The following is a 26,241-nucleotide window of genomic DNA, read 5'->3' on the forward strand; positions in this document are numbered from 1 at the left end:
TCGACAAAGTCGTGGTGGGTTTCTTTTCTCTGGTGTGTTTCTCCATGTCCGTGCTCCTGGCGGCGCTCATCACCGCCGCCACCCTGATGCGCTACGTCTTTCAGGCGGACCTCTACGGCTACGAGGAATGGGTGAAGCTCTTCGCCTTCTGGCTCTATTTCTGCGGCGCCGGCTACGGGGCCTTCAACAAGAGCCACGTGAGCGCCGACCTGGTCACCGCCTACATCCCCGAGGGGGGCTTCAAGCGCTTTCTCGCGTTCCTGAAGGATCTGGTCACCTTCGCCGTCACCTGCCTCTTCCTCTACTACGGCTACGAATTCTTCATGTTCGGCTTCCGCGGTCCCCTGGGCACGGGCATTGCGCTCCCCATGACCACCATCTGGCGCATCCCCCTCTGGACCTCCTATCTGGCCATCACCCTGGGCCTGTTCTTCATGGCCTGGTATTTCGGCGTGGCGCTGCTTCAGAGCGCCAAGGCCCTTCTCAAAGGTGAAAAAGCATGATCTACGTTGCCCTGTTGGTTCTCATGGCGTGTCTGGTCATCGGCGTTCCCGTGCCCGTGAGCTTCATGGCCTCCGCGGCGTGGCTCATCTTCTTCGGCGGCCCCGACGGCATGGGATACGAGCCCAGCCAGCTCCTGCCCTACGGGTTCACCCAGATGAACTCCGTCTCCCTCATCGCCATCGCCATGTTCATCATGGCCGGGGGCATCATGGAGCGGGGGAAGATCGGGGAGAAGCTCATCGACATGGTGGACGTGTTCGTGGGTCACGTCCGGGGTGGCCTGGGCGTGGTGGGCACCATCTCCTGCGCCGTCTTCGGCTCCATCTCCGGCGCCGCCTGCGCCACCCTGTCCTGCATCGGCACCATCATGTTCCCCCGACTCCAGGCGGGGGGCTACCCCCGGGGACACGCGGCGGCCCTCATGTCCAACGCCTCCCTGCTGGGGCTGCTCATTCCCCCCAACGCCACCCTCATCATCTTCGCCTGGATCAGCGGCCAGTCCATCCTCGCCTGCTTCCTCTCCACGGTCATGCCGGGCATCGTCACCACCACCCTCATCTGTCTGGTGAACATGTACCTGCTTCGGGGCAACGAGCAGGTACTGGTGGCCCACAAGCGGACCTCCGAGGAGAAGTGGAACCTCTTCAAGGAGAGGGGACGCAAGGCCATCCCCGCGCTCATGCTGCCCGTGATCGTGCTGGGGGGCATCTACGGGGGTGTCATGACCACCACCGAGGCCTCCGCCGTGGCGGTGCTGTACTCCATCCCTGTGGCTCTCTTCGTCTACAAGGGGACCAACTGGAAGGGGCTCTGGGACGTGGTCATCGAGTCCGCCGTCACCACCGGGGTCATCATGGTGATGCTCTACTCCGTGTCCATGCTCTCCCGACTCTACGTGCTGGAGGACCTGCCCAACAAGATGCTCTTCCTCTTCCAGTCCGTCTCGGAGAACCGATGGGTCATCATGGCCATGATCAACGTCTTCCTGGTGATCATGGGGATGCTTATGGACGACATCAGCGTGGTGGTGCTCACGACGCCCATCATGATGCCCATCATCATGCAGCTGGGCTTCAACCCCATCCACTACGCCGCGGTCCTGGGGGTCAACACCGCCCTGGGCTGCATCACCCCGCCGGCGGCTCCGGTGCTCTATCTGGGAGGCCGACTGGGCAAGGCGCCCATCAACGAGATGATGAAGCCCGCCCTTGCCTTCATGCTCCTGTGCTGGCTGCCGGTGCTGCTCTTCACCGCCTACGTGCCCAAACTGGTGCTCTTCCTGCCCCACGTGATCCTGGACGTGCCCTGGTAGGTTCGGATCTCCCGCCGCTTCGGCCCCCCTGCGGGGCCGAAGCGGCCCTTGCGGACGGCCTCTCCCCCAGGCCGGAAAGGAACGAACGTTTCATGGTTTTTTACCGGAACCTCTTTGCCACTCTGTGTTTTGCCTTCTTCGCCGTGGCGCTGGTCACCCGGGCCCCTTGGGCCTACCTGGGGGCCATGCTTTTCGGGGCCCTTTCCCGGACGGCGACGAAGAAGAAGTGGCCCGACCCCCCCGTGAAGGGGCGGCTTCGGCGCTGGTTCGGTGGCAAAGGCGGAGAGGATGGCTCCCCCCTCCTCTGCGAGGGGACGGATCCCGAAACCCCCTGACTCCCTTCGGCCTGGGGCGCGTTCTCGCTGCGCCCTGTCCCGAAGGCCCTTCTCCCGTTTCGCGCCTTCCGTCCCCGCAGGGATCGGGCGATTCGCCCCCCTCTTATGCCGTTTCTCCCCCTCTAAAGGTGCGCCGCTGGTAAGCTTGTGGCGATGGGAGGCGAAAAGCCTCTGCCGGGGGCGAGGCACGAAGGGCCTGATGTTTTAGGCGGAATATTCGGCCTCGAAGACGGGATGCGCTGCGAGGAGGAGGTCGACCTTTCCAAACGCTGGGTTTGGTGTGTCTTCTGCGATTCTGACGCAGCGACGCTGCGGGGGGATGCCTGAACCGAGGAGCGGAGAGGAGAAGAACGGGTGGCCGAAAGGGAAAGGGACGTGGCTTTTGGATTCCCTGGGGGCCTGATCCGGCAAAAACCCCTGTGTTATGCAGGTTTTTTGCGTCGGACCCGTTGCGTGGGCCGCTGTGGAGCCGGTGGGGAAGGAGGAAGAGAAGTCTGAGAAACGCGAATGCGGCGGCAAAGACCTCGGCAAGTTGGGACCGGAGGCATTGGATATCTGATATATCTGTGGTACACTCTGGACAGCTTACGGAGGCGTTGCGAAAGATGGAGGAACCTCATTTCATCCTGAAGTCGCTCCGAGAGCAGGTTTACGAATATCTGAAACGGGAGATGAACGACGGTCGCCTGAAGCAGGGCGCCTTTCTGAACCTCAACGAGATCAGCAAGGAGCTGGGCATGAGCAAGACCCCTCTGCGGGACGCCCTTTTTCAGCTGGAGGCGGAGGGGTTCGTGACCATCTACCCGAGGCGGGGCGTGATGGTGAACCAGCTCGACCTGGAGACCATCCGCAACATCTACGAGATTCTGGGCGCCTTGGAGGGTTCTGTGATGGTCCACGTGGCCCTCAAGTTCCGGGAAGAGGACGCCAAGCGCATGTACCTCCTCAACGAGGGGATGAAGGCCTCCCTGGAGGAGAACGATTTCGACCTTTTCTATCGTCAGAACCTGGAGTACCACGACACCTACCTGGGGCTTTCGGAAAACGGGGACCTGCTCCATACCGTGAAGATCCTCAAGGAGCGGCTCTACGACTTTCCCCGCAACAAGGGTTTCGTCCGGGAATGGGAGATCAACTCCACCCGGGAGCACGACGATCTGGTGGAGCTGGTGAGCCGAAAGGACTTCAACGGGGCCGCGGAGTTCATCCGGGACGTGCACTGGTCCTTCTCGGTCCAGGAACGGTTCATTCGCAAGTACTACTTCGCCCGGCAGAACGAGCTGGACGAAAAGAAGGGCGCCTGAACGGGCAGGGGAGGGCAGCGGGGATGACCACGGGGATCGTCTACGACATCAAGAAGTACTCCATCCACGACGGGCCGGGTATCCGGACCACCTTTCACCTCAAGGGGTGTCCCCTGTCCTGTTGGTGGTGCCACAACCCGGAGAGCCAGTCTCTCCTCCCCGTGGTCCTCTACCGGAAAGACCGGTGCATCGGCTGCGGCCGGTGCGTGGAGTCCTGTCCCCACAAGGCCCTCTCCTTCGTGAACGACGGGGTGCACGTGGACCTCTCCCGCTGCGTTGGCTGCGGGGTCTGCGCGTCCGTCTGTCCCTCCCTGGCCCTGGAGCTGGTGGGGCGGACCTTGACGGTCCCCGAGCTGGTGGCGGAAGCGAGGAAGGACGAGCTTTTCTACGACCAGTCCGGCGGCGGGGTCACCTTCTCCGGAGGGGAACCCCTCATGCAGCCGGAGTTTCTCCTGGAGGTCCTGGAGGCCTGCGGGGCCGCAGGGTTCCACCGGGCCGTGGACACCTGCGGCTTCGCCCCGGAGGAGACGATCCTCCGGGTGGCGCGACACACGGACCTCTTCCTCTACGACCTCAAGCACATGGACCCGGAGGCGCATCGGCTCTACACGGGGGTGGACAACGTGCTCATCCTGTCCAATCTCCGGCGTCTCGACGAGGCGGGAGCCCGCCTGAACATCCGGGTCCCCCTGATCCCCGGGATCAACGACTCCCCGGAGAACCTGGATGCCCTGGGGCGCTTCGTGGCGTCCCTGAACCACGTCGCAGGGTTGAATCTCCTGCCGTACCACACGGCGGGGCGAAGCAAGTATCCGAAGTGGGGGATGACGTATCGCCTGGAGGAGACCCCTCCGCCCACGGAGCACCAGGTTCGCGTCGCCGCGGAGGCTCTGAGGCGTCAGGGACTGGAGGTCACGATTGGAGGATGAGGGACATGAACGAACGGATCGCACGGTTGCGCAAAGAGAGTTTCGAGACCCGGCCCAGCATTTCCATCGAGCGGGCCCTGCTCACCACGGAGTTCTACCTGGAGAACGGGGGCAAGTATTCCGTCCCCGTGACCCGGGCGCTGAACTTCCGGAACCTCTGCGAGAAGAAGGAGATCTACATCGGTCCCGACGACCTCATCGTGGCCGAGAGGGGACCCCGTCCCAAGTCGGTTTCCACCTTTCCGGAGCTGAACTGCCATTCCGCGGAGGACCTGGAGATCCTCAACTCCCGGCCCATGACGAATTACGCCGTGGACCCTAAGGACATCGACGTCTACCGGGAAAAGGTGATCCCCTACTGGCGGGGACGCTCCATGCGGGACCGGGCCTTTGCCCAGATCCCCCGGGAGTGGATGGACCTCTACGAGGCGGGCTGCTTCACCGAGTTCATGGAGCAGCGGGCCCCGGGACACACCGTCATGGGCGGTCAGATCTACCGCCTGGGCATGGAGGACTTCCAGGCCAAGATCGCCGAGGCCCAGACCAAGCTGGACTGGCTGAACGACCCGCACGCCAACGAGCGCAACGAGGAACTCAAGGCCATGTCCATCTCCTGCGACGCGGCGATCCTCTTCGCCCGGCGCCACGCGGAGCTGGCGGAGAAGATGGCCGCCAGCGAGACGAACCCGGTCCGCAAGGCGGAGCTGGAGAAGATCGCCTCGGTGTGCCGCTGGGTGCCCGCCCACGCCCCCCGGGATTTCTGGGAGGCCCTGCAGATGTACTGGTTCGTCCACCTGGGAACCATCACTGAACTCAACGGCTGGGACGCCATGAGCCCGGGGCACCTGGACCAGCACCTGGCGCCCTTCTATGAGAAGGGCGTCGCGGAGGGCACCCTAGATCGGGAAAAGGCCAAGGAGCTTCTCTCCTGCTTCTGGATCAAGGTCAACAACACCCCCGCACCCCCGAAGGTGGGGGTCACCGCAGCGGAAAGCGGCACCTACAACGACTTCACCCAGATCAACCTGGGGGGGCTGAAGAGGGACGGCTCCGACGGCACCAGCGAGGTGTCCTACCTGGTTCTGGAAGTGTTGGACGAGCTGCAGCTGCTCCAGCCCCAGGTGAGCGTGCAGATCTCCGGCCGCACCCCGGAGCGGTTCCTGAAGGCGGCGGGGAAGGTCATCCGCCGGGGTTCGGGCTACCCCTCCGTGTTCAACGCGGACATGGTGATCCAGGAACAGGTCCGGGTGGGGAAGACCCCCGAGGACGCCCGGGAGGGCGGCACCAGCGGCTGCGTGGAGACGGGCTGCTTCGGCAGGGAGGCCTACCTCCTCCATGGTTACCTGAACACCCCCAAAATCCTGGAGCTGACCCTCCACAACGGGGTGGACCCCCTGACGGGCAAGCAGGTGGGGCTGCGCACGGGAGACCTGGCCTCCTTCCGGGACTTCGAGGACCTTTACGCCGCCTTCGTGAAGCAGCTCAACCACGTGGTGGACGTGAAGATCCGCAACGACAACTTCCTCCAGCGCATGTTCGCCGCCTACGCCCCCGCCCCCTTCCTGTCCGTCCTGGTGGAGGGATGCATCGAAAACGGCCGGGACTACTACGACGGAGGCCCCAAGTACAACAGCGACTACATCCAGTGCTGCGGCATCGGCACCATCACCGACAGCCTGTCGGTGCTGAAGAAGCACGTCTTCGAGGATCGGAAGGTGGCCCTGGCGGACCTGGTGAAGGCCTGCGACGACAACTGGCAGGGGCACGAGGAGCTGCGCCAGTTCGTGTGGAACAAGACCCCCTTCTTCGGCAACGACGACGACTACGCGGACTCCCTGATGCAGCGGGTGTACGCTTCCCTCTTCGAGGCCATCGACGGGAAGCACTCCCCCAAGGGGCCCACGTATCACCTGAACATGCTGTCCACCACCTGCCACGTGTACTTCGGCAAGAAGCTGGGGGCCACGCCCAACGGCCGGTTCGCCCTCCTGCCCGAGTCCGACGGCACCTCCCCCTCCCATGGGGCGGATCGCCACGGCCCCACGGCGGTGGTGAAGTCCCTGGGCAAGATGGACCAGGTGAAGTCCGGCGGCACCCTGCTGAACCAGCGCTTCCTTCCCTCCGTCCTGGCGGGGGAGGAGGGCATCGAGAAGCTGGCCCAGCTGATCCGTACCTACTTCCGCATGGGAGGGCACCACATCCAGTTCAACGTGGTGGACTCCGCCACCCTGCGGGATGCCCAGAAGAGCCCGGACCAGTACCGGGACCTGCTGGTGCGCGTGGCGGGCTACAGCGACTACTTCGTGGATCTGGATCAGTACCACCAGGAGGAGATCATCGCCCGCACCGCCCAGGAAGAGTTCTAAAGCCGACGGCTTCCGGCCGGGGGCCGCAAACCCCGGTCTTTCTCGAACCACCCTCCCCGGAAGGAGCGGGGCGCCCTCGGGCGTCCCGCTCCTTCCCCTTTTCGGGGCCGCGTCGCGCAAGAATATGGTATCGTTTTCCCGTACCGGAGGTTCCAGCGTGGTTAGCAGAGGAGGATGAAGGATGCACACACGACGGGGGACGGTGCGCGGAAGCTGGGTGGTGGCCCTGGGCCTTTTGGGCTGTCTTTGGGCAGGGATGGTCTGCGCCGCCATGGGGACCGTGCGGAGCTTGGCCTTTGACGGCCTCGTGGAGGACCGTCTGGGGACCGGCGAAAACATCCAGGGAGACGGCAAGAAGGATTTGGCCTTCTCGGTGACCCTGGAGGGAGCCGGGGCGGTGGTGGGGGCGGAACTGAAGCACCTGACCACCGGAATGGTCTGGGACACCGTCCCGGGGAACGGACGCCCCACCCTGGGGGTCCTGGACGAAAGCGGTGGGCTCCTGAACCAGGGCAACAGCCGCCTTCCCGCCGTGGCGTTTCTCCTGGGGACTCGGCTTCGGCTGGTGGTCTCGGAGCTGGCGGGGGAGGCAGCCAAGGGCGGGGAGTATGAGGTGACGGTGCGTTTTCTGGACCGAAGCGAGGCCAAGGGACGGGTCCACGCGGCTCCGGTGACGCTGACCGTCTCCCCCACGTCCACCCTGACGCCCACGCCCGCTGCGGGTTTTTCGCCTTCCCCCAGCGCTGCTTCCGGGGCTCCCCGGATCCTGGAGGCTCGGGTGGAGGGGCCCTCGGACCGGGACCTGGTCGGCCAGGGAGAGGCCCTGAAGGGCAACGGAACCCCGGACTGGCGGGTGCGGGTGAAGCTGCAGGGACGGGGGATCATCACGGGAATCCGGTTCAGCAACCACCGGGGGCCGGAGGGGACCTGGGACACCCTGAAGGACAACGGGCGTTGGCTGGTGGTGGTGACCCGTCCTTCCACGGAGATCCTCACCCGGGCGGACGGGACGTTGCGGGTGCCCTTCCGCGACCAGACGGAGCTGGTGCTCTTCCTGGAGGACAACGGAAGCCTGAGTCGCCCTGAAACCCGGTCCCAGCTCACCCTGACCCTGGAGGACGGAACCCTCCTCACCCGGGATGCGGCTCCCGCCGCGTTGCCCGAGGGGGCCCCGACCCTGACGGAGTTCAAGGGGCCCGAGGCGTCGGACTTCGACCTGCTGGGCCCCGGGGAGAACCGGGGCGGGGACTTCGACCGGGATCGGCGCTTCACGGTGGTGGTCCAGGGCAAGGGCGTCCTCACCGGGGCCAAGCTGCGCTCCCTCAAGGGGGACGGGGCCTGGGACACCATTCCGGGAAACAAGATCGCCCTGCTGGGGGTGGCCCGAGAGGGGAAGACGGAGTTTCTGAACCGGGGCGACGGGTCCCTGCGCCTGCCCGTGAGCGGCACCACCCCCCTGAGCCTCTACGCGGGGGGAGACGCCGCGGGAACGGGCCCCTTCCGGGTGAGCCTGGTGTTCGAGGACGGCCGGGTCCTGGAGAAGGAGACGGGAACCGTTGCCGCCCCGGCCAAGCCTGCCGCGGCTCCGAAGCTCGCCATCCTGGGTCGGCCCCTCTCCCTGAAGGGAGATCGGGTGGGAGGAGACGAGCTGCTCCGGGGGAACGGCAAGGTGGACTGGGGCTTTTCCGTCCGTCTGGACGGGAAGGGCACCCTCAAGGCCCTCCTGGTGCGTGCCACCACGGGCGGAGGCGTCTGGGACACCGTCCCGGGGAACCGGAACGGCTTGGTGGGAGTCCGCAAGCCCGGCGGGGCGTATCTGAACGCCTCGGACGGGAGCGTGTCGGTCCCCGTGAACGGGGCCCTCGTCCTGCAGCTCTGGATGGAGGACAACAAGTCCCTGAGCCGCAAGAAAGGTTCCGTCCGGGTGGAGGCCCTCTTCGAGGACGGCTCCAAGGCGGTTCGGGATCTGCGCTGGTAGGAGGTTTCTCGAAGGGAACGTCTGAATCGGGAGGGCCGGGGCTCCGAAGGGAGCCCGGCCCTCCCGCGTTTCGAGGGGGTGGCTTGATGAAGGGATGGGAACGGCTGGCGTGGGCGCTCTGCTGCATCCTCTTGGTTTCCGGAGGGGCCTGGGGGGCTCCCCGGTACGACGTGGTGGTGGTGGGGGCCGGGGCGGGGGGCTGCGCCGCAGCCATCCAGGGGGCCCGCATGGGAGCCCGGGTGGCGTTGGTGGAGGAGTCTTCCTGGATCGGGGGGCAGATGACCGGGGCGGCGGTGTCCACCATGGACGACCAGGGACGCAACCGTTCCGGGATCTACCGGGAGCTTCTGGACCGGGTCCGGGAGCACTACGCCCGCCTGGGTCGGGGGATCTCCACCTGCTACTGGGGGGCGGACACGGCGGCCTTCGAGCCCCGGGTGGGGCAGCAGGTCCTCACCGATCTGCTCCGGGAGGCCCAGGGAAGCGGCGGGTCCGTGGACCTGTTCCTGCGCACCCGTCCCGTGGCGGCCGCCCGGGAGGGAGACCGGCTGGTGGCCGTGTCGTTCCTGCGGGAGGGGTTGTTCCCCCTGGAACTCTCCGGGAAGGTCTTCGTGGACGCCACGGAGTGCGGCGACCTGATCCCCCTGACCGGGGCCCGATACCGGGCGGGAAACCGCATCTCCCCGAACCTGGACCTGGAGGCGAACATCCAGGACCTCACCCAGGTGGCGGTGGTGCGGCGGTACCCCGAGGGACTCCCCCGGGAGCTTCGGGTTCCCGCAGACCCGCCGGGGTACCGGGAGGCCCTGCCCCGTTTCCGCAAGGTGGTGACCCGGGACGGGAACCGGTGGCCCGGGAAGTATCCCTTCGACATCCCCTCCCACAACGCCTACCGGGGGCTTCCGGACCCCGCCAACCCCCTGCCCGTATCGGCGGACGTGCCGGACACCTGGGGGAACGTGACCAAGACGGGGATCAACTGGGCAAACGACTACCCCGCCAACGGGGGGGAGAAGCCGGGGCTTTCGGTGCGTTATCTGGAGGACCGGGCCACCCGGAGGGAGGTGGACCGACTGGCCCTTCTGCGGACCCTCCAGTTCCTGCGCTACTTCCAGACGGAACTGGGCCTGGAGGACTGGTCCGTGGACCGGGACCAGGGCTTCTCCGGCCCCAGCGCCTCCCGCTGGGAGTCCTGGAAGGTCCTCTCCCCGGACCTGGCCCCGATCCTGGAGAGCTTCCCTCCCTTTCCCTACGTCCGGGAAAGCCGTCGCATCCTGGGGCTTCTCACCCTCACCGCCTCGGACATCCGCCGGGACCGGAGCACCGGGAAGGCCCTGAAGCGCTTCCCCCACGCCTTCGCCCTGGGGGAGTACCCCATCGACATCCACGGCAGCCACCTGGACCGCTACCTGGAGCACGACCTGGGGGAGGGGGCGGATACCTTCCCCAAGACCTGGGTGCCCAGCGAGGGGGTCTTCCAGGTGCCCTTCGAGGTGTTCGTGCCGGAGCGGGTCGACGGCCTGGTGGCGGCGGAGAAGAACCTGTCCGTCTCCCGGATGGTGAACGGGGCGATCCGTCTCCAGCCCATCGCCCTGCTCACGGGGCAGGCGGCGGGAGCCCTGGCTGCCCTGGCGGCCCGGGAGGGGGTGCCCCCCCGGGCGGTGGATCCCCTGAAGGTGCAGGTTGCCCTCTGGCAGGGGCGATCCCATTTGTCCATGGACCGGTTCGACGACGTGCCCGACGAGTCTCCCTGGTGGCCCGGGGTGGAGGCGGCGACCCTGTACGGCTGGCTGGCCCCCTTCTCGGACCGGTCCTTCGCCCCCCTGTTGCCCCTTTCCGCCCGTCAGGCTGCGGGGCTGCTGGCCGCAGCGGGGTTCGAGGCTCCCGAGGCCTGGTCGGCGGCCCCCTCGGGGACCTGGGTCTCCCGGGAGGAGTTCTCCCGGGTCCTGGAGGGAGGGGCGCTGAGGGGACCCGAGTCCGTGACCCGGGGAGAGGCTCTCCGAGAGGTCCTCCGCAGGAGGACGACGAATCCGTAAACGGGGGTTTCTTACGCTCCGTACTTGCTATAATGGTCCAGCTTGGGGCAACAGGGCGGAGGCATGCGACACAAGAGAAAGCCCAACGGCTCTTCCGGCCCCGAAGAGACGGGCGAATCCGAGGAGGTTGAAAGCATGCGACCGAAAGTAACCCTGGACGGTAACGAAGCGGCGGCGTACGTAGCTCACGCCACCAACGAGGTCATTGCCATCTACCCGATCACCCCTTCCTCCAACATGGGGGAGTGGGCGGATCAATGGAGTTCCGAGGGGCGCCCCAACATCTGGGGAGCCGTTCCCAGCGTCACGGAGATGCAGAGCGAGGCCGGGGCCAGCGGGGCCTACCACGGAGCGCTGCAGGCGGGTGCCCTGGGCACCACCTTCACCGCATCCCAGGGGCTGCTGCTCATGATCCCCAACATGTACAAGATCGCAGGGGAACTCACCAGCACGGTGATGCACGTCTCCGCGCGAACCCTGGCGGCCCATGCCCTCTCCATCTTCGGGGACCACGCGGACGTCATGGCGGTGCGTTCCACCGGGTGGGCCCTGTTGGCCTCCGCCTCGGTGCAGGAGGTCATGGACCTGGCCCTCGTCGCCCAGGCGGCTACCCTGGAGGGACGGGTGCCCGTCCTGCACTTCTTCGACGGGTTCCGCACGAGCCACGAGGTCTCCAAGGTGGAACAGCTGGGCTACGACGACATGAAGGCCCTGATCGACGACGATCTGGTGCGGGCACACCGGGATCGGGCCATGAATCCCGATGCCCCCTTCATCCGGGGCACCGCCCAGAACCCGGACACCTTCTTCCAGTCCATGGAGTCCCGGAATCCCTACTACTACGCCATGTCCGACTCGGTGCAGCGGGCCATGGACCGGTTCGCCAAGGTCGTGGGTCGGCGGTACCACCTCTTCGACTACGTGGGGGCTCCCGACGCGGAGCGGGTGCTGGTCCTCATGGGCTCCGGCGCCGACGTGGCCCAGGAGTGCGTGGAGCACCTGGTGTCCAAGGGGGAGAAGGTGGGCCTCGTGAAGGTTCGTCTCTTCCGGCCCTTCCGTTCGGACCTGCTCCTGGAGGCCCTGCCCGCCACGGTACGGGCGGTGGCGACCCTGGACCGCTGCAAGGAGCCGGGAGCCCCGGGGGAGCCTCTCTACATGGATGTTCTGGAGGCCCTGTCCCATCGCCCCGACGTGATGGTGGTGGGAGGGCGGTACGGCCTCTCCTCCAAGGACTTCACCCCCGCCATGGTGAAGGGGGTCTACGACGAGCTGAACAAGCTGGAGCCCAAGAACGGATTCACCGTGGGCATCGAGGACGACGTGACGGGGCTTTCCCTGGAATACGACCGCTCCTTCGACACGGAGGATCCCAAGACGGTGCGCTGCCTCTTCTTCGGCCTGGGTTCCGACGGGACGGTGGGGGCCAACAAGAACTCCATCAAGATCATCGGGGAGGACACGGACAACTACGCCCAGGGCTACTTCGTCTACGACTCCAAGAAGTCCGGAGGCCTCACCACGTCCCACCTGCGCTTCGGGCCCAAGCCCCTGCGCTCCTCCTACCTCATCGACAAGGCGGGTTTCGTGGCCTGCCACCAGTTCTCCTTCCTGGAGCGGCTGAACGTCCTCAAGAACGCCGTCCCCGGAGGGGTCTTCCTGCTCAACAGCCCCTTCGGCCCCGAGGAGGTCTGGAACCACCTCCCCCGGACCATCCAGGGGGAGATCCTGACCAAGAAGCTCCGCTTCTACGTCATCGACGCGGTGACCATCGCCAAGGAGACGGGCATGGGCAACCGCATCAACACCATCATGCAGACCTGCTTCTTCGCCATCAGCGGGGTGCTTCCCAAGGACGAGGCCATCGGGGCCATCAAGAAGTCCATCAAGAAGACCTATGGCAAGAAGGGCGAGGCGGTGGTGAAGCAGAACATCGACGCCGTGGACGCCACCCTGGCGAACCTCTACGAGGTGAAGGTCCCGGGAGAGGTCACCAGCTCCTTCGACCTGAAGCCCCCCGTGTCCCCGGAGGCTCCCGCCTTCGTGCGGGAGGTGCTGGCCCCCATGATGGTGGACGACGGGGACTCGGTCCCCGTGTCCGCTCTCCCCGTGGACGGCACCTACCCCAGCGGCACCACCCAGTACGAGAAGCGCAACACCGCCATCGACATCCCCGTGTGGGATCCCGCCACCTGCATCCAGTGCGGCAAGTGCTCCCTGGTGTGTCCCCATGCGGCCATCCGGGCCAAGGTCTACGACCCCAAGCTGCTGGAGGGGGCTCCGGCCACCTTCAAGTCCACCGACGCCAAGTGGAAGGACTTCCCGGGGATGAAGTTCACCGTCCAGGTGGCCCCGGAGGACTGCATCGGCTGCGGCCTGTGCGTGCAGAACTGTCCCGCCAAGAACAAGGCGGAGCCGGAGCGCAAGGCCATCAACATGGAGCTTCAGATGCCCCTGCGGGATGCGGAGGCGGCCAACTGGGACTACTTCCTCGCCCTGCCGGAGATGGACCGAGGCAAGGTGAACCACGGGACGGTGAAGGACGTGCAGCTCCTGCACCCCCTCTTCGAGTTCTCCGGGGCCTGCGGCGGCTGCGGCGAGACCCCCTACGTCAAGCTCACCTCCCTGCTCTTCGGGGACCGCATGATGGTGGCCAACGCCACGGGGTGCTCCTCCATCTACGGGGGCAACCTGCCCACCACCCCCTGGACTGTGAACGCCCAGGGCCGGGGCCCCGTCTGGAACAACTCCCTCTTCGAGGACTGCGCGGAGTTCGGCCTGGGCTTCCGCCTGGCCCTGGACCAGAAGGCGGATTACGCCTCCCTCCTGCTGAGGAAACTGGCCCCGGAGGTGGGGGATGACCTGGTGGCCTCCATCCTGGAGGCGAAGCAGGCCACGGAGGGGGAGATCTTCCAGCAGCGGGAGCGCATCGCCGTGCTGGAGGACAAGCTGTGCCGGATGGGGACCCCGGAGGCGACGGAACTGCTCTCGGTGGCCTACGCCCTGGCCAAGCGCAGCGTCTGGATCATGGGCGGGGACGGCTGGGCCTACGACATCGGCTACGGCGGCCTGGACCACGTGCTCTCCACGAGCCGGAACGTCAACGTCCTGGTGCTGGACACGGAGGTCTACTCCAACACGGGCGGGCAGATGTCCAAGTCCACCCCCCGGGGTGCGGTGGCCAAATTCGCCGCCGGAGGCAAGCGTCAGGGCAAGAAGGACCTGGCCCTCATGGCCATGACCTACGGGCATGTCTACGTGGCCCGGGTGGCCATGGGCGCCAACGACGGGCAGTGCATCAAGGCGTTCCTGGAGGCGGAGGCCTATGACGGGCCCTCCCTCATCATCGCCTACAGCCACTGCATCAACCACGGTTTCGATCTGCGCCACGGCCTGGAGCAGCAGAAGAAGGCGGTGGAATCGGGGCACTGGGTGCTGATGCGCTACAACCCCGACCTGGCCCAGGAGGGCAAGAACCCCCTGGTGCTGGACAGCAAGGACCCCACCCTTCCGTTGAAAGACTACGTCTACAACGAGACCCGCTACAAGATGCTCACCAAGATGCATCCGGAGGTGGCGGCGCAGCTTCTGGCGGAGGAGGAGAAGGACCTCAAGTCCCGGTGGCGCACCTACAAGTACCTGGCCTCCATGCCCTGGGAGAACTAAAAGCAGGACCGCCGAGGGAAACCTGCTCGACGTGCTCTCGAGGAGGCGACGGGGTTTCTCCCGCCGCCTCCCTTGTCCTGTGACCCCCCTCGGCGTGGACCCGAAGCCTTGGCTTCGGTGGTTCGGGAAGGATGAGATACATGGCACAGCCCTTGGAAATCAACGGAAGAAGAGCCTACACCCGAGTGTCCGACGCCCCCCCCGGGGCGTCCCGCCCCGATTCGCCCCCGGCTCCCCGGAACGAGGCGCCGAGGACGGCACCGGTCCCGGAGCCGACCCCGGCGCGGAACAACCCCTTCGGGGCCGCGGCTCCCCGGAAGGTGGGGATCACCGAGACCGCCCTGCGGGATGCCCACCAGTCCATCATGGCCACCCGGCTGCGCACCGAGGACATGCTGCCCGTCGCCGAGGCCCTGGACGAGGTGGGGTACCACTCCCTGGAGGTTTGGGGGGGGGCCACTTTCGACGCCTGCATGCGCTTCCTGGACGAGGACCCCTGGGAGCGGCTGCGGCAACTGCGGAGGCGCATCAGGAAGACCAAGCTCCAGATGCTCCTGCGGGGGCAGAACCTGGTGGGCTACCGACACTACGCAGATGACGTGGTGCGGGAGTTCGTCAGGCGCGCCGTGGGCAACGGCATCGACATCGTCCGGATCTTCGACGCCCTGAACGACCTGCGGAATGCGGAGGTGGCGGCGGATCAGGTGAAGAAGGAGGGAGCCCACCTGCAGATGGGCATCTCCTACACCACCTCCCCGGTGCACACCCTGGACCTCTTCGCCCGGCAGGCCCAGGACATGGTGGGCATGGGGGCGGACTCCATCTGCATCAAGGACATGGCGGGGCTGCTTTCCCCCATGGACGCGGCGGCCCTGGTGTCCGCCATCAAGGCGCGAGTGGACGTGCCCGTGCAGGTACACAGCCACTACACCAGCGGCCTGGCCGCCATGAGCTACCTGGCGGGGATCCAGGCGGGGGCGGACGTGGTGGACTGCGCCATCTCCCCCTTCGCCATGGGCACCAGCCAGCCCGCCACGGAGACCCTGGTGGCGGCCCTCCAGCGGGGCCCCTACGACACGGGGATCTCCCTGGAGAAGCTCCTCCCCGTGTCGGAACACTTCACCCGCCTTCGGGAGAAGTACCAGGGGCAGATCCTGGGCATGGCGGGGGTGGACATCAACATCCTCCTCTACCAGGTGCCCGGGGGCATGTATTCCAACCTCCAGAGCCAGCTCAAGGAACAGGGGGCTCTGGGCCGCCTGAGGGAGGTGCTGGAAGAGGTGCCCCGGGTGCGCCGGGAGATGGGCTACCCCCCCCTGGTGACCCCCACCAGCCAGATCGTGGGAACCCAGGCCACCATGAACGTGCTGGCGGGGGAGCGTTGGAAGGTGGTGCCCAAGGAGGTCCGTCAGGTCTTCCTGGGCTACTATGGCCGCACCCCCGCCCCCGTGGACCCTCAAGTCCAGAAGAAGGTCCTGGGGGACGAAAAGCCGATCGTCTGTCGTCCCGGGGAGCTGTTGGAACCGGAGCTGGAGGCGGCCCGGGCGGAGGTGGCCCCCTGGATCCTCCAGCCCGAGGACGTGTTGTCCCAGGTCCTGTTCCCCGCAGTGGCCAAGGACTTCCTGCCCCGGAAGTTCGCCCGGACCACCAAGCAGGACGTGGGGCTTCAGACCCTGGAGGGAGAGGCGGCCTACCCCGTCTAAGGGTTTCTCTCCGTCGTCAGGATGGATCGGACCGCACAAGGCCTCGGGACGCAAGTCCCGGGGCCTTGTATTATGAAAGGTAACGTTTCGGGTACAGGGCGATTCCCCTTGCGTTATCGTTTGCAGCAATTGAAATACGGTATTTTGCTTTGGAATATATGGCCATAATCCGAAACGACCTTGTTTGTTGGGGTGTACAGGGGTACAATGATGTCGCGAAATAGTTAATATTGCTGGGTGCGACGGCGGTTCCCCCGAGGGGGTCTCCCCCGGGGAAAGGGAGAAGGCCGAGGGGCTTCGAATCGAGGAGGCCCGTGGAAAGAAAGGGAGGTGTCCTGGATGGATCTGGTGCTTCGCGGCGTGGTCTTTCTGGCGTTGACGGGCGTCGTGGCCTTAGGGTTGGAGTTTTTGGATCGGGTCTTCGATTTGGGCATCGCCCGCCTGTTGTCCCTTCCCGTTCGGGCGGGAATCCACACGTGCACCGGCATCGCCGCTTCCGTGATCGCCCTCGTGCCTCTCTGGACCACCTTCTGAGTTCCCCGGGAGGACGGAATGGGAACGGTTTCGCGTGGAACCGAACGATCCCCCCGGAGCCCTTCGGACCCAGGTCCGAGGGGCTCTCTTCATGTTCTCCTCCCGGGTGCCACGACTCATCAAATAGGGGTGAACCTTCCCGTTGCTTTGCGGCCGTGCAGGACACTCTCCTTCCAAAGCGGGTAAGAACCCTACATTTCACGGATTCCTTGACAGCCCGAGGAGGAGTGTTACAGTAACACCACTCATCAAATTCTCGGGTTGCACGATCGAGGAGGGGTTCGGGTGGCGGATCGGGACGAGGTGGTGAAGGATCTCCTTCTTCTGATCCAGGAGGCGGCGGAACCCCTGGGGGCGGGGGCGCTGCGGTGGGGCCTCCAGGAGCGGGGGCACGGCCTCTCGGAGGCCACGGTGGGACGCCTTCTGGGGGATCTGGAGGCCCAGGGTTTTCTGGAAAAGGACCGCAACAAGGGGCGTCGTCTGACCCCGGAGGGAAGAAAGCACCTCGCCCTGCTGGAGCAGGCCTCGGTCCGGGACAGCGCCGCCCGGGACTTCGTGGACTCGGTGCTCTCCCAGGACCGGGACCGCATCCTGGAGCTGCTGGAGGCCCGGCGGGCGGTGGAGCAGGAGACCGCGCGGCTGGCGGCGCAGCACGCCACGGAGGAGGACGTGGAGGACCTGCGCCGGTCCGTGGAGATCATGGAGTCCCAGGCCCGGGAGGGCAAGGGGGTTTCGGAGGAGGACACGCGGTTCCACCGCATCCTGGCCCGGGCGGGGGGCAACCGCCTGCTGGGGGCGGCGGTGGACCTGCTGCGGCAGAACCCCTTCTACGCCCGGGAGCTGGAGATCATCCGCCGGGAAGCGGGGCGGGTGGCGAACCCGGACCACCGGAAGATCCTGGAGGCGGTGGAGCAGCGGGACCCGGAGCTGGCGGAGCTGGCCATGAGACGCCATCTGGACAACCTCATGGAGGACTGCCGGCGCTACTGGAGGCGATAGCCCGGGGTTCTGAGAAGGCCCGGGTGGGCGCGGCCGTCTTTTCCCGAGGGAGGACGGATCTGAACGAAGGGGGTAGGTTGGGAATGCGCAAGGGATGGGTGTGGCTGCTGTGCGGTTTGCTTTTGGCCTGGACCGGGGCGGCGGGGGCGGAGGAGACCATCAGAATCGGGCACTCCGTGTCCCTCACCGGGGGGGCTTCCATGTGGGGGCAGTCGGAGAAGCTAGCCCTGGAGATGCTGATCAAGAAGATCAACGCCTCCGGCGGGGTCCTGGGGAAAAAGCTGGAGCTGGTGGGGTACGACAACCGCAACGACGCGGTGGAGTCGGTGAACGTGGCCCGGCGGTTGGCAAACGACGGGGTGGTGGCGGTCATCGGCCCCGCCCAGAGCGGCAACGCCATCGCCACGGCCCCGGTGTTGGAGAAGGCCCGAATCCCCATGGTGGTGACCACCGCCACGAACCCCTTCGTCACCATCGACAAGCGCAGCGGCAAGACCCGGCCCTTCGCCTTCCGCCCCTGTTTCATCGATCCCTTCCAGGGCACCGTGGCGGCGCAGTTTGCCTTCCGGGACCTGAAGGCCCGCAAGGCGGCGGTGCTCTACGACGTGGGTTCCGACTACGGACAGTGGCTGGCGAAGTACTTCGAAGAGGCCTTCGTCAAGGCGGGGGGCAAGGTGGTGGCCAAGGAGGCCTTCCGCACCGACGAGCTGGACTACCGGGCCCAGCTGGGGAAGATGAAGGGGCTGGAGCCGGACGTGCTCTTCATCCCCACCAGCCAGAAGGAGGCCGCCATGGCGGCCAAGCAGGCCCGGGACCTGGGACTCAAGGCCCGTCTGTTGGGTACGGACAACTGGGGCAGCCCGGACCTCATCGAGCTGGGGGGCAGCGCCATCCACGGGGGGTACTTCGTGAACCTCACGGACCTGGCGGATCCGGACATCAAGGGCTTCGTGCAGGAGTACCGCAAGGCCTTCGGGGCGGATCCGGTGCTTCCCAACCCCGTCATGGCCCAGGACGCGCTGCTGCTGGTGGTGCACGGGATCCAAGCCGCCAAGAGCACCGACGGGGCGAAGATGGCCCAGGCCATGGCCCACGCCCGGGGACTCAAGGTCACCAGCGGGGTGCTCACCATAGACCCCGTGACCCATGACCCCCTGGACAAGCCTGCGGTGATCCAGAAGGTGGACACCCAGGCCAAGTCCTTCGTCTTCGTGAAGAAGTTCCACCCCGGGACGAAGTAGCACTCCCGGTCTTCGAAATCCCCGGGTCCTTCCGGGAGGGGGCTTGCGCCGCTTCCCGGAAGGACCCATGCTGTGTCCGGGCCCTGTGCGCCCGGAAGGAGGTTTGTGCCCTTGTTCTTGCAGACCCTGGTGACGGGGCTGTCCATCGGAGGGATCTACGCCCTCATGGCGGTGGGCTACTCCCTGGTGTTCAGCGTGCTCAACTTCAGCAACTTCGCCCACGGAGCGGTCATCATGCTGGGGGCCTACATGGGCCTGGGGCTGGTCTCCAAGCTCCACGCCGGGCTGGGCCTGGTGGTAGCGGGCAGCATGATGGGGGCGGGGCTGCTGGCGGTGGCCAACGAGAAGCTGGCCTACTCCCTCCTGCGGCACCGCAAGGCTCCCTCCCTGTACCTCATGATCTCCGCCATGGGGTGCGCCGTGTTCCTGGAGAACCTGGTGTACGCTACCATCGGGTCCCGGTTCTACGCCTACCCGGAGTTCTTCTCCCGGCAGACCGTGCCCCTCTTCGGGGGAGCCACGGTGAGTCTCCTGGACCTGGGGGCCTTCGCCCTCTCCCTGGTGTCCATCGGGGGGCTCCACCTGTTCCTCACCCGGACCCGCACGGGGGTGGCCATCCGGGCGGGGGTGAGCGACATGACCATGTGCTCCCTCATGGGAGTGAACCTGGATCGGCTCATCTCCGTGGTGTTCCTGCTGGCGGGGCTCTTCGGGGGCATCGCCGGGGTCTTCCTGGGGATCAAGTATCTGGTCTACCCCACCATGGGGTGGGTCACCAACAAGGCCTACATCGCCGCAGTCATCGGCGGCCTGGGGAGCCTGCCCGGGGCCCTGGTGGGGGGGCTGGTGCTGGGGGTGCTGGAGACCTTCGTGTCCACCTACGTGTCCAGCGTGATGCGGGACGTGTTCAGTTTCGGCCTGCTCATCGCCCTGCTGGTGTGCCTGCCCAACGGCCTCTTCGGCCGAGACGCCTCGGAGAAGGTGTAGGGCCGTGAACTACGTCCTGTCCATCGTCACCCTGGCGGGGATCAACATGATCGCGGTGCTGGGCCTGTCCATCTTCACGGGTTTCACGGGGCTGTTCTCCTTCGGGCACGCCGCCTTCGTGGGCATCGGGGCCTACGTGTCCGCCATCCTCACCTATTACTACTTCGTCCCCTTTCCCCTGGCCCTGGGGGCGGGGGTGGTCGCGGCGGGAGCGGTGAGCCTGGTCATCGGGGTGCCCACCCTGCGGGCCAAGCTCCGAAGCGACTACTTCGCCATCGCCATCCTGGGGTTCGGGGAGGCTCTGCGGGTGCTCCTGGAGAACCTGGAGATCACCAACGGGGCCCGGGGGCTTCCGGGCATCGAGCCCTTCACCACCCTGCCCCTGGTGGTCCTCTGTCTGGCCGGGTCCGTGTGGGTGGCCCGGAACTTCCTCCTGTCCCGGTTCGGTCAGGGGTGCATCGCCCTGCGGGAGGACCCGGTGGCGGCGGAGATGGCGGGGGTGCACCTGTTTCGGGCCCGACTCCTCTCCCTGGTTGTGAGCGCCGCCTTCTGCGGCCTCTCCGGGGGGCTCCTGGCCCACTACCTCTCCTTCGTGCAGCCCGTCATGTTCACCCTCACCCAGTCCACCATGCTCCTGGCGGCGGTGATCGCCGGGGGCATGGGCAGCATCTCCGGGCCCCTGATCGCGTCGTTTCTGTTCATCGCCCTGCCCGAGGCCCTGAGGGTGGCCCAGATGTGGCGGCTGGTGGCCTACGGTCTGGTGCTGGTGCTCATCATGCTCTTCCGGCCCCAGGGGCTCATGGGGTACCAGGAGATCGGCTCGTGGATCCGGGGGTGGCGTCGTGGACGGACTGCTTGAGGTCCGGGGGCTTTCCCGGGAGTTTGGGGGCATCCGGGCGGTGGACGACCTGTCCTTCTCCGTGGCCCCGGGGAGCATCACGGGGATCATCGGGCCCAACGGGGCGGGGAAGACCACGGTGTTCAACCTGGTCACCGGGGTGTACCGCCCCACGGCGGGAGAGATCCGCCTGGGGAACACGGTCCTCTCGGGGCGGCGTCCCGACGAGGTGGTGCGGGCCGGGGTGGCCCGGACCTTCCAGAACATCCGTCTCTTCAACCGCCTCTCCTGTCTGGACAACGTGCGGGTTCCCCTGCTCCAGAGGGAGACCTACGGGGTGTTCTCCTCCCTGCTTCGGCTGCCCGGGGTCCGGGCCCGGCACCGGGGGGTGGACGCCCGGGCGGAGGAGCTGCTGGACCTGGTGGGGCTCTCGGAACATCGGGATCGGGGGGCCTCCAATCTGCCCTACGGCCTCCAGCGGAAGCTGGAGATCGCCCGGGCCCTGGCCATGGAGCCCCGTCTGCTGCTTCTGGACGAGCCCGCCGCGGGGATGAACGGGGAGGAATCCCGGCAGCTCTCCGGGCTGGTCCGGGAGCTGCATCGACGCTTCGGCCTGACCATCCTGCTCATCGAACACCACATGGACGTGGTGATGGGGCTGTGCGACCGGATCCTGGTGCTCCACTTCGGGGCCTGTCTGGCCTGGGGGACCCCCGAAGAGGTGCGGAGCAACGAGCAGGTCCTGCGGGCCTACCTGGGAAAGGAGGGGCGCCCATGCTCTCCCTGCGGGGCCTGAACGTCCACTACGGCAAGATCCACGCCCTCCGGGACCTGTCCCTCTCCGTGGGGGAGGGGGAAGCGGTGTCGGTGGTGGGGGCCAACGGGGCGGGCAAGTCCACCCTCATGTGGACCCTGGCGGGGGTGCTGCGCCCCACCTCCGGGGAGATCCTCTTCGCCGGGGCTCCCCTGCCCTCCCGCCCCCACGAGGTGGTCCGATCGGGGCTTGCCCTGGTGCCGGAGCGTCGCCGCCTCTTCGCGGAGCTTTCGGTGGAGGAGAACCTGACCATGGGAGGATACCTGCGTCGGGATGCCGGGCTGGGGGAGGACCGGGAGCGGATGTTGGAGCTGTTCCCCATCCTGCGGCAGCGCCTCGCCCAGACCGCCGGGACCCTTTCGGGGGGGGAGCAGCAGATGCTGGCCATCGCCCGGGCCCTCATGGGGCGCCCCCGGATGCTGCTGCTGGACGAGCCCACCCTGGGACTGGCCCCCCTGATGGTGGATCAGGTGATGGAGACCCTGGACTCGGTGCGCCGGGGGGGGACGCCGCTGCTCCTGGTGGAGCAGAACGCCCAGAGGGCCCTGGAGCTGGCGGACCGGGCCTACGTCCTGGAGACGGGGTCGGTGGTGCGGGAGGGTCCTGCCCGGGATCTTCTGGACGACCCGGTGGTGCGCCGGGCCTACCTGGGAGATCTGGCCTGACGACCCTTCCGGGACGGGGGAAGGGGCAAACGCCGAGGGGGGCGGCCGCAGGCCGCCCCCCTCGGTCTTTCCTGGGTTCGCGCAGGTGGGGCTACCCCTTCGCCTTCCCCTGGTTGGCCACCGCCGCCGCGGCCGCCGCGACCGCCTCCGGGTCCCCCAGGTATCGGTGCCCCAGGGGGTGGAACCGGTCGTCCAGGTCGTAGAGGAGGGGGATCCCCGTGGGGATGTTCAGCTCCACGATGTCCTGATCCGAGACTCCGTCCAGGTACTTCACCAGGGCGCGGATGCTGTTGCCGTGGGCGGCCACCAGGACCCGCCGTCCCTGGGCCAGGGCGGGGACGATCTCCTGCTCCCAGTAGGGCACCACCCGGGCCACCGTGTCCTCCAGGCACTCCCCCAGGGGGACTACCTCCGGGGCCAGGTCGGCGTAGCGAGGATCCCGCAGGGGGTCCCGCTCCTCCCCCCGCTCCAGGAGGGGGGGCCGGACGGCGTAGCTGCGCCGCCAGATCTTCACCTGATCCTCCCCGTACTTCTCCGCGGTCTCCCCCTTGTTCAGCCCCTGGAGGCCTCCGTAGTGCCGCTCGTTGAGCCGCCAGGAGTGGCGCACGGGGATCCACATGAGGTCCATCTCGTCCAGGACGATCCAGAGGGTGCGGATGGCCCGGCGCAGCACGGAGGTGTAGGCCAGGTCGAAGACGAAGCCCTCCTCCCGCAGGAGCCGTCCCGCCGCGTGGGCCTCCTCCGTCCCCTTGGGTGAGAGGTCCACGTCGGTCCAGCCGGTGAAGCGGTTCTCCCTGTTCCAGAGGCTTTCTCCGTGGCGCACCAACACGATCTGGGGCATGTGCCCACCGCCCTTTCTTGGAGTGTGGGGTCTCTCTGTCGTCAGGGGACATGATAGCCCCAACTTCCGGAGGGGATCAACAACGGAGGGGAAAGGGGGGGTGTGCTATGCTTCTGCTAGTCCGAAGGGAGGAGTTTCATGAACTTCGATTTCGATCGTCCCGTTCTCCGAAAGGGAACGGGGTGCAAGAAGTGGGACCTGCTGGGAACCCTGTTCGGGGAGGAGGACCTGCTGGCCCTCTGGATCGCCGATACGGAGTTTCCCGCGCCTCTTCCGGTGCTGGAGGCGCTGCACCGGAGGGTGGACCACGGGGTCTTCGGCTACCCCGTTCGGGGCCGTTCGGTGCGGGAGGCCGTGGCGGCCTGGGAGCGGACCCGTCACGGTTGGGACGTGGACCCGGACTGGGTCTGCCACGCTCCCGGGGTGATGCCCGGGGTGGCGGTGGCCCTGGAGGCCCTCACCCGTCCCGGGGACGGGGTGGTGGTGCAGCCCCCGGTGTACCATCCCTTCCCCGCGGTGGTGGAGGCAAACGACAGGAAGCTTCTCTGGAACCCCCTGGTACGCCGGGAGGACCGTTACGTCATGGACCTGGAGGGGCTGGAAGGCCTCCTGGCCGGGGGAGCCCGGGCGGTGCTGCTGTGCAGCCCCCACAACCCCGTGGGCCGGGTGTGGACGAGGGAGGAGCTTTCCGCCCTGGCGGAGCTGTGCGGGCGGTACGACGCCCTGATCCTGTGCGACGAGATCCACCAGGACATCGTCTTCTCCGACGGGGGAGTCCACGTTCCCCTGGCCTCCCTGGGAAAGGAGGTGGCCCGCCGCACCGTCACCTTCGTGGCCCCCAGCAAGACCTTCAACCTGGCGGGATTCTACACCTCCGCCGTGGTGATCTCCGATCCGGAGCTGCGGCGGGCCTATGAGACCCGTCTGGGGGCGCTTTGCTTGGGCGGGGCGAACCAGCTGGGGCTGGTGGCTTTGGAGACGGCCTACCGGGAAGGCGGCCCCTGGCTGGATGCCCTGGTGCGCTACCTGGAGGAGAACCGAAACACCCTGGAGGCCTACCTGCGGGATCGTCTGCCGGGGGTGCGGATGGACCACCCCCAGGGCACCTTCGTCTTCTGGCTGGACTTCCGGGACTGGGAGGAGGATCCGGAGAAGCTGCAGGCCTTCCTGGTGAGGGAGGCCCGGGTGGCGCTGAACGACGGAGCCACCTTCGGTCCGGGCGGGGCGGGTTTCGCCCGCATCAACGTGGGGTGTCCCCGGACCATGCTCCTGGAGGGGCTGGAGCGGATCCGGGAGGCGGCGGTTCGGCGAGGCTGGGTGCGTCCCTGACCGTCTCCGGAAGGGGAGCGGGGAGGACGGGGCGACCCCTAAGGAATGGGGGAAGGAGAGGGGACGCATGGCGGGAGAACCGAGGCTCTACTGTCGATTCGACCTGGGAGGCACGGTCTACCAGGGATTGCTGCGGGGGAACATGGTGGACCTGGTGAAGGGGGACCCGGGGGGGAGCCTGGAGGACCTGCGGGTGAGCTATCCCCTGTCCCGGGTGCGGCTTCTGCCCCCCGTGGAGCCCCAGACCCTGTTCTGCATCGGCCGCAACTACGCGGACCACGCCAAGGAGCTGGGCAACGACGTGCCCGAGGAGCCCTTGGTGTTCCTCAAGGCCCGCTCTGCCCTGCTGCCTCCGGAAGGGTCCATCGAGATCCCCTCCTGGGTGGGGCGGGTGGACTACGAGGGGGAGCTGGGGGTGGTGATCCGCAAGCCCTGCCGCCGGGTGACGGAGGAGCAGGCTCTGGACTACGTGCTGGGCTACACCTGCTTCAACGACGTCACCGCCCGGGACCTGCAGCGCAAGGACGGCCAGTGGTCCCGGGCCAAGGGGTTCGACACCTTCGCTCCCCTGGGGCCGGTGCTCCTCCTGGCCAGGGAGATGTCCCCCCAGACCCGGGTGCGCACGGCCCTCAACGGCAAGGTGGTGCAGGACGGGCGGTTGGAGCAGCTCATCTTCCCGGTGCCGCGTCTCATCGCCCACCTCAGCCGCTTCGCCACCCTCATGCCCGGGGACGTGATCGCCACGGGAACCCCGGAGGGGGTGGGCCCCCTGACGCCGGGGGATCGAGTGGAGGTGCAGATCGACGGCATCGGCACCCTGTCCAACGTCTGCATCCCCGACGCCTGAACCCCGCTTGTCGGCCTAGGGTATACGGATTAGGATAGGCCCACCAAGGGCAAGGTCCCCTGGGCCTTCGGCCTTCGCCGGAGCCCGGGGGCACATCCAAAGGACATAAGGGGGATCATCGCCGATGAACGACCGTGTCTGGGTTGTGGTGGAGAGCCGCGAGGGAGAGATGGACGTCCACGTGTTCGAGCACGAGGCGGACGCGCGCAACTACAGCCAGGAGAGGCTCGGGGGAGAGGGGACCTGTTCCTGCTCCTGCGCCTGTCCGGATCTTCGGATTCTCCCCACCCAGCTGCACCGCCGGGAGGAGCTGGCGGAGGACGACGCGCCCTGGGGGGTGGAGATCCCCGGGGTGAACGCCACCTTCGTGGAGGGCCTCCTGGAGGAGATCGACTTCGAGTCCTCCCAGGGGTCCCCCAAGGACCTCAGCGAGGAGTTCTTCCGTGCCAAGGGGGACAAGCTCAAGAGGGAGGCGGCGGAGCTGGTGCACGACTTCGTGATGGACGAGCTTCGGGACTACCTGGAGCACGGCGCCGACGGCTGTTTCTGCCCCGAGGACTAGGACGGCATGTGCCGGGTCATCACCCCCGAGGGGGAGCACGACCACGTCCACGGCCCCACCTCCGATCCCCTGGAGATCGCCGAACTCCTGCGGGAGTGCCTTGCGGAGGAGCTGTCCCAGATGAGCGATCTGGTGGCCCGCTGGAACCTGGTGGAGGACCCCGGAGTTCGGCAGGCCCTGGCCCATGCGGTGGTGTGCAAGCGCCAGGGGCTGGGGGAAATCTGGGCGGCCCTCCAGGAGATGGAGGAGTCCGTCTTCGGGGGAGGAGCCCACGCCTGCTGCGACCACCGGGACGCTGCCCACCTTCACGGAGGACACCACCACCACTCCTAAGGCCTGCGAAGCCACGGGAGGAAGGGGAACGAACCGGCCGGGGGAAACCCCGGCCTTTTTCTGTCCCCGAGAGGAGTGTAAAGGGCATTTCCTTGACACAATGGTTTCGGGTGCGTAGAAT

22 protein-coding genes are annotated in these 26,241 nt (G+C 67.0%); 21 read left to right on the top strand and 1 reads right to left on the bottom strand.

Translation table 11 applies throughout. From position 1 onward, the window contains the following. Nucleotides 1–14 precede the first annotated feature (14 nt). From APAU_RS03680 to APAU_RS03760, 17 genes are all read left to right on the top strand, one after another. The gene (locus APAU_RS03680) at nt 15–503 is read left to right on the top strand and encodes a TRAP transporter small permease (RefSeq protein WP_232207755.1); all 489 of its coding nucleotides are present in this window, start codon (nt 15–17) and stop codon (nt 501–503) included. Beyond that, nucleotides 500–1,816 (top strand): TRAP transporter large permease, encoded by a 1,317-nt coding sequence (locus tag APAU_RS03685; RefSeq protein ID WP_006300345.1) that lies wholly within the window; start codon nt 500–502, stop codon nt 1,814–1,816. Before APAU_RS03680 ends, APAU_RS03685 begins: the two co-directional genes overlap by 4 nt. Before the next feature lie 92 nt (nt 1,817–1,908). Then, a complete protein-coding gene (locus tag APAU_RS03690) occupies nt 1,909–2,151 on the top strand; it encodes a hypothetical protein (protein ID WP_006300346.1) in 243 nt (80 codons plus the stop codon). 605 nt (nt 2,152–2,756) lie between these two features. After that, nucleotides 2,757–3,455, top strand: a complete 699-nt coding sequence (locus APAU_RS03695; RefSeq protein WP_006300347.1) for a GntR family transcriptional regulator — start codon at nt 2,757–2,759, stop codon at nt 3,453–3,455. Between the two features lie 23 nt (nt 3,456–3,478). Then, the gene (locus tag APAU_RS03700; protein ID WP_006300348.1) at nt 3,479–4,384 is read left to right on the top strand and encodes a glycyl-radical enzyme activating protein; all 906 of its coding nucleotides are present in this window, start codon (nt 3,479–3,481) and stop codon (nt 4,382–4,384) included. Nucleotides 4,385–4,389: 5 nt separating this feature from the next. Next, on the top strand, nt 4,390–6,750 hold the full coding sequence (gene hypD, locus APAU_RS03705) for a trans-4-hydroxy-L-proline dehydratase (protein ID WP_006300349.1): 2,361 nt from the start codon (nt 4,390–4,392) through the stop codon (nt 6,748–6,750). 181 nt (nt 6,751–6,931) lie between these two features. Next, a complete protein-coding gene (locus APAU_RS03710) occupies nt 6,932–8,728 on the top strand; it encodes a hypothetical protein (protein ID WP_006300350.1) in 1,797 nt (598 codons plus the stop codon). 86 nt (nt 8,729–8,814) lie between these two features. After that, nucleotides 8,815–10,764, top strand: coding sequence for an FAD-dependent oxidoreductase (locus tag APAU_RS03715; RefSeq protein WP_006300351.1), 1,950 nt, complete (start codon nt 8,815–8,817; stop codon nt 10,762–10,764). Nucleotides 10,765–10,899: 135 nt separating this feature from the next. Further along, nucleotides 10,900–14,427 (top strand): pyruvate:ferredoxin (flavodoxin) oxidoreductase, encoded by a 3,528-nt coding sequence (gene nifJ, locus APAU_RS03720; RefSeq protein ID WP_006300352.1) that lies wholly within the window; start codon nt 10,900–10,902, stop codon nt 14,425–14,427. 140 nt (nt 14,428–14,567) lie between these two features. Further along, the gene (locus APAU_RS03725; RefSeq protein WP_006300353.1) at nt 14,568–16,130 is read left to right on the top strand and encodes a pyruvate carboxylase subunit B; all 1,563 of its coding nucleotides are present in this window, start codon (nt 14,568–14,570) and stop codon (nt 16,128–16,130) included. A 339-nt stretch (nt 16,131–16,469) separates the two neighbouring features. Further along, nucleotides 16,470–16,664, top strand: a complete 195-nt coding sequence (locus APAU_RS03730) for a hypothetical protein (RefSeq protein WP_006300354.1) — start codon at nt 16,470–16,472, stop codon at nt 16,662–16,664. Nucleotides 16,665–16,925: 261 nt separating this feature from the next. Next, nucleotides 16,926–17,663: an FCD domain-containing protein gene (locus APAU_RS03735; protein WP_232207757.1), complete on the top strand. Its 738-nt coding sequence runs from the start codon at nt 16,926–16,928 to the stop codon at nt 17,661–17,663. An 83-nt stretch (nt 17,664–17,746) separates the two neighbouring features. Continuing rightward, nucleotides 17,747–18,904, top strand: a complete 1,158-nt coding sequence (locus tag APAU_RS03740) for an ABC transporter substrate-binding protein (protein ID WP_006300356.1) — start codon at nt 17,747–17,749, stop codon at nt 18,902–18,904. A 105-nt stretch (nt 18,905–19,009) separates the two neighbouring features. Continuing rightward, entirely contained in the window at nt 19,010–19,891 is an 882-nt protein-coding gene (locus APAU_RS03745; protein ID WP_232207758.1) for a branched-chain amino acid ABC transporter permease, read from the top strand. A gap of 4 nt (nt 19,892–19,895) precedes the next feature. After that, nucleotides 19,896–20,750 carry a branched-chain amino acid ABC transporter permease gene (locus tag APAU_RS03750; protein WP_006300358.1) on the top strand — a complete coding sequence of 285 codons (855 nt, stop codon included), beginning with the start codon at nt 19,896–19,898 and terminating at the stop codon, nt 20,748–20,750. Further along, entirely contained in the window at nt 20,734–21,525 is a 792-nt protein-coding gene (locus APAU_RS03755) for an ABC transporter ATP-binding protein (RefSeq protein ID WP_006300359.1), read from the top strand. The genes APAU_RS03750 and APAU_RS03755 overlap by 17 nt, the downstream gene beginning before the upstream one ends. Beyond that, nucleotides 21,504–22,208 carry an ABC transporter ATP-binding protein gene (locus APAU_RS03760; RefSeq protein WP_006300360.1) on the top strand — a complete coding sequence of 235 codons (705 nt, stop codon included), beginning with the start codon at nt 21,504–21,506 and terminating at the stop codon, nt 22,206–22,208. Before APAU_RS03755 ends, APAU_RS03760 begins: the two co-directional genes overlap by 22 nt. A gap of 91 nt (nt 22,209–22,299) precedes the next feature. Here the strand turns inward: APAU_RS03760 and gpmA are convergent, their stop codons facing one another. After that, nucleotides 22,300–23,049, bottom strand: coding sequence for a 2,3-diphosphoglycerate-dependent phosphoglycerate mutase (gene gpmA, locus APAU_RS03765; protein ID WP_006300361.1), 750 nt, complete (start codon nt 23,047–23,049; stop codon nt 22,300–22,302). Between the two features lie 138 nt (nt 23,050–23,187). Here gpmA and APAU_RS03770 point away from each other — a divergent pair, with 138 nt between their 5' ends. The 4 genes from APAU_RS03770 to APAU_RS03785 all read left to right on the top strand — a co-directional run bounded on the left by APAU_RS03770 (nt 23,188) and on the right by APAU_RS03785 (nt 26,120). Continuing rightward, the gene (locus APAU_RS03770; RefSeq protein WP_006300362.1) at nt 23,188–24,378 is read left to right on the top strand and encodes a MalY/PatB family protein; all 1,191 of its coding nucleotides are present in this window, start codon (nt 23,188–23,190) and stop codon (nt 24,376–24,378) included. A 67-nt stretch (nt 24,379–24,445) separates the two neighbouring features. Further along, nucleotides 24,446–25,225, top strand: a complete 780-nt coding sequence (locus tag APAU_RS03775; RefSeq protein WP_006300363.1) for a fumarylacetoacetate hydrolase family protein — start codon at nt 24,446–24,448, stop codon at nt 25,223–25,225. Between the two features lie 124 nt (nt 25,226–25,349). Beyond that, nucleotides 25,350–25,787, top strand: a complete 438-nt coding sequence (locus APAU_RS03780) for a hypothetical protein (RefSeq protein ID WP_006300364.1) — start codon at nt 25,350–25,352, stop codon at nt 25,785–25,787. A gap of 6 nt (nt 25,788–25,793) precedes the next feature. Further along, nucleotides 25,794–26,120, top strand: coding sequence for a hypothetical protein (locus APAU_RS03785; RefSeq protein WP_006300365.1), 327 nt, complete (start codon nt 25,794–25,796; stop codon nt 26,118–26,120). The last annotated feature ends 121 nt before the right edge of the window (nt 26,121–26,241 follow it).

It is taken from the genome of Aminomonas paucivorans DSM 12260 (assembly GCF_000165795.1).
Taxonomy (GTDB): domain Bacteria; phylum Synergistota; class Synergistia; order Synergistales; family Synergistaceae; genus Aminomonas; species Aminomonas paucivorans.

Coding starts and splice junctions, on each gene's coding strand:
- APAU_RS03685 (WP_006300345.1), top strand. CDS start 500: ATGATCTACGTTGCCCTGTTGGTTCTCATGGCGTGTCTGGTCATCGGC.
- APAU_RS03690 (WP_006300346.1), top strand. CDS start 1,909: ATGGTTTTTTACCGGAACCTCTTTGCCACTCTGTGTTTTGCCTTCTTC.
- APAU_RS03695 (WP_006300347.1), top strand. CDS start 2,757: ATGGAGGAACCTCATTTCATCCTGAAGTCGCTCCGAGAGCAGGTTTAC.
- APAU_RS03700 (WP_006300348.1), top strand. CDS start 3,479: ATGACCACGGGGATCGTCTACGACATCAAGAAGTACTCCATCCACGAC.
- hypD (WP_006300349.1), top strand. CDS start 4,390: ATGAACGAACGGATCGCACGGTTGCGCAAAGAGAGTTTCGAGACCCGG.
- APAU_RS03710 (WP_006300350.1), top strand. CDS start 6,932: ATGCACACACGACGGGGGACGGTGCGCGGAAGCTGGGTGGTGGCCCTG.
- APAU_RS03715 (WP_006300351.1), top strand. CDS start 8,815: ATGAAGGGATGGGAACGGCTGGCGTGGGCGCTCTGCTGCATCCTCTTG.
- nifJ (WP_006300352.1), top strand. CDS start 10,900: ATGCGACCGAAAGTAACCCTGGACGGTAACGAAGCGGCGGCGTACGTA.
- APAU_RS03725 (WP_006300353.1), top strand. CDS start 14,568: ATGGCACAGCCCTTGGAAATCAACGGAAGAAGAGCCTACACCCGAGTG.
- APAU_RS03730 (WP_006300354.1), top strand. CDS start 16,470: ATGGATCTGGTGCTTCGCGGCGTGGTCTTTCTGGCGTTGACGGGCGTC.
- APAU_RS03740 (WP_006300356.1), top strand. CDS start 17,747: ATGCGCAAGGGATGGGTGTGGCTGCTGTGCGGTTTGCTTTTGGCCTGG.
- APAU_RS03760 (WP_006300360.1), top strand. CDS start 21,504: ATGCTCTCCCTGCGGGGCCTGAACGTCCACTACGGCAAGATCCACGCC.
- gpmA (WP_006300361.1), bottom strand. CDS start 23,049: ATGCCCCAGATCGTGTTGGTGCGCCACGGAGAAAGCCTCTGGAACAGG.
- APAU_RS03770 (WP_006300362.1), top strand. CDS start 23,188: ATGAACTTCGATTTCGATCGTCCCGTTCTCCGAAAGGGAACGGGGTGC.
- APAU_RS03775 (WP_006300363.1), top strand. CDS start 24,446: ATGGCGGGAGAACCGAGGCTCTACTGTCGATTCGACCTGGGAGGCACG.
- APAU_RS03780 (WP_006300364.1), top strand. CDS start 25,350: ATGAACGACCGTGTCTGGGTTGTGGTGGAGAGCCGCGAGGGAGAGATG.
- APAU_RS03785 (WP_006300365.1), top strand. CDS start 25,794: ATGTGCCGGGTCATCACCCCCGAGGGGGAGCACGACCACGTCCACGGC.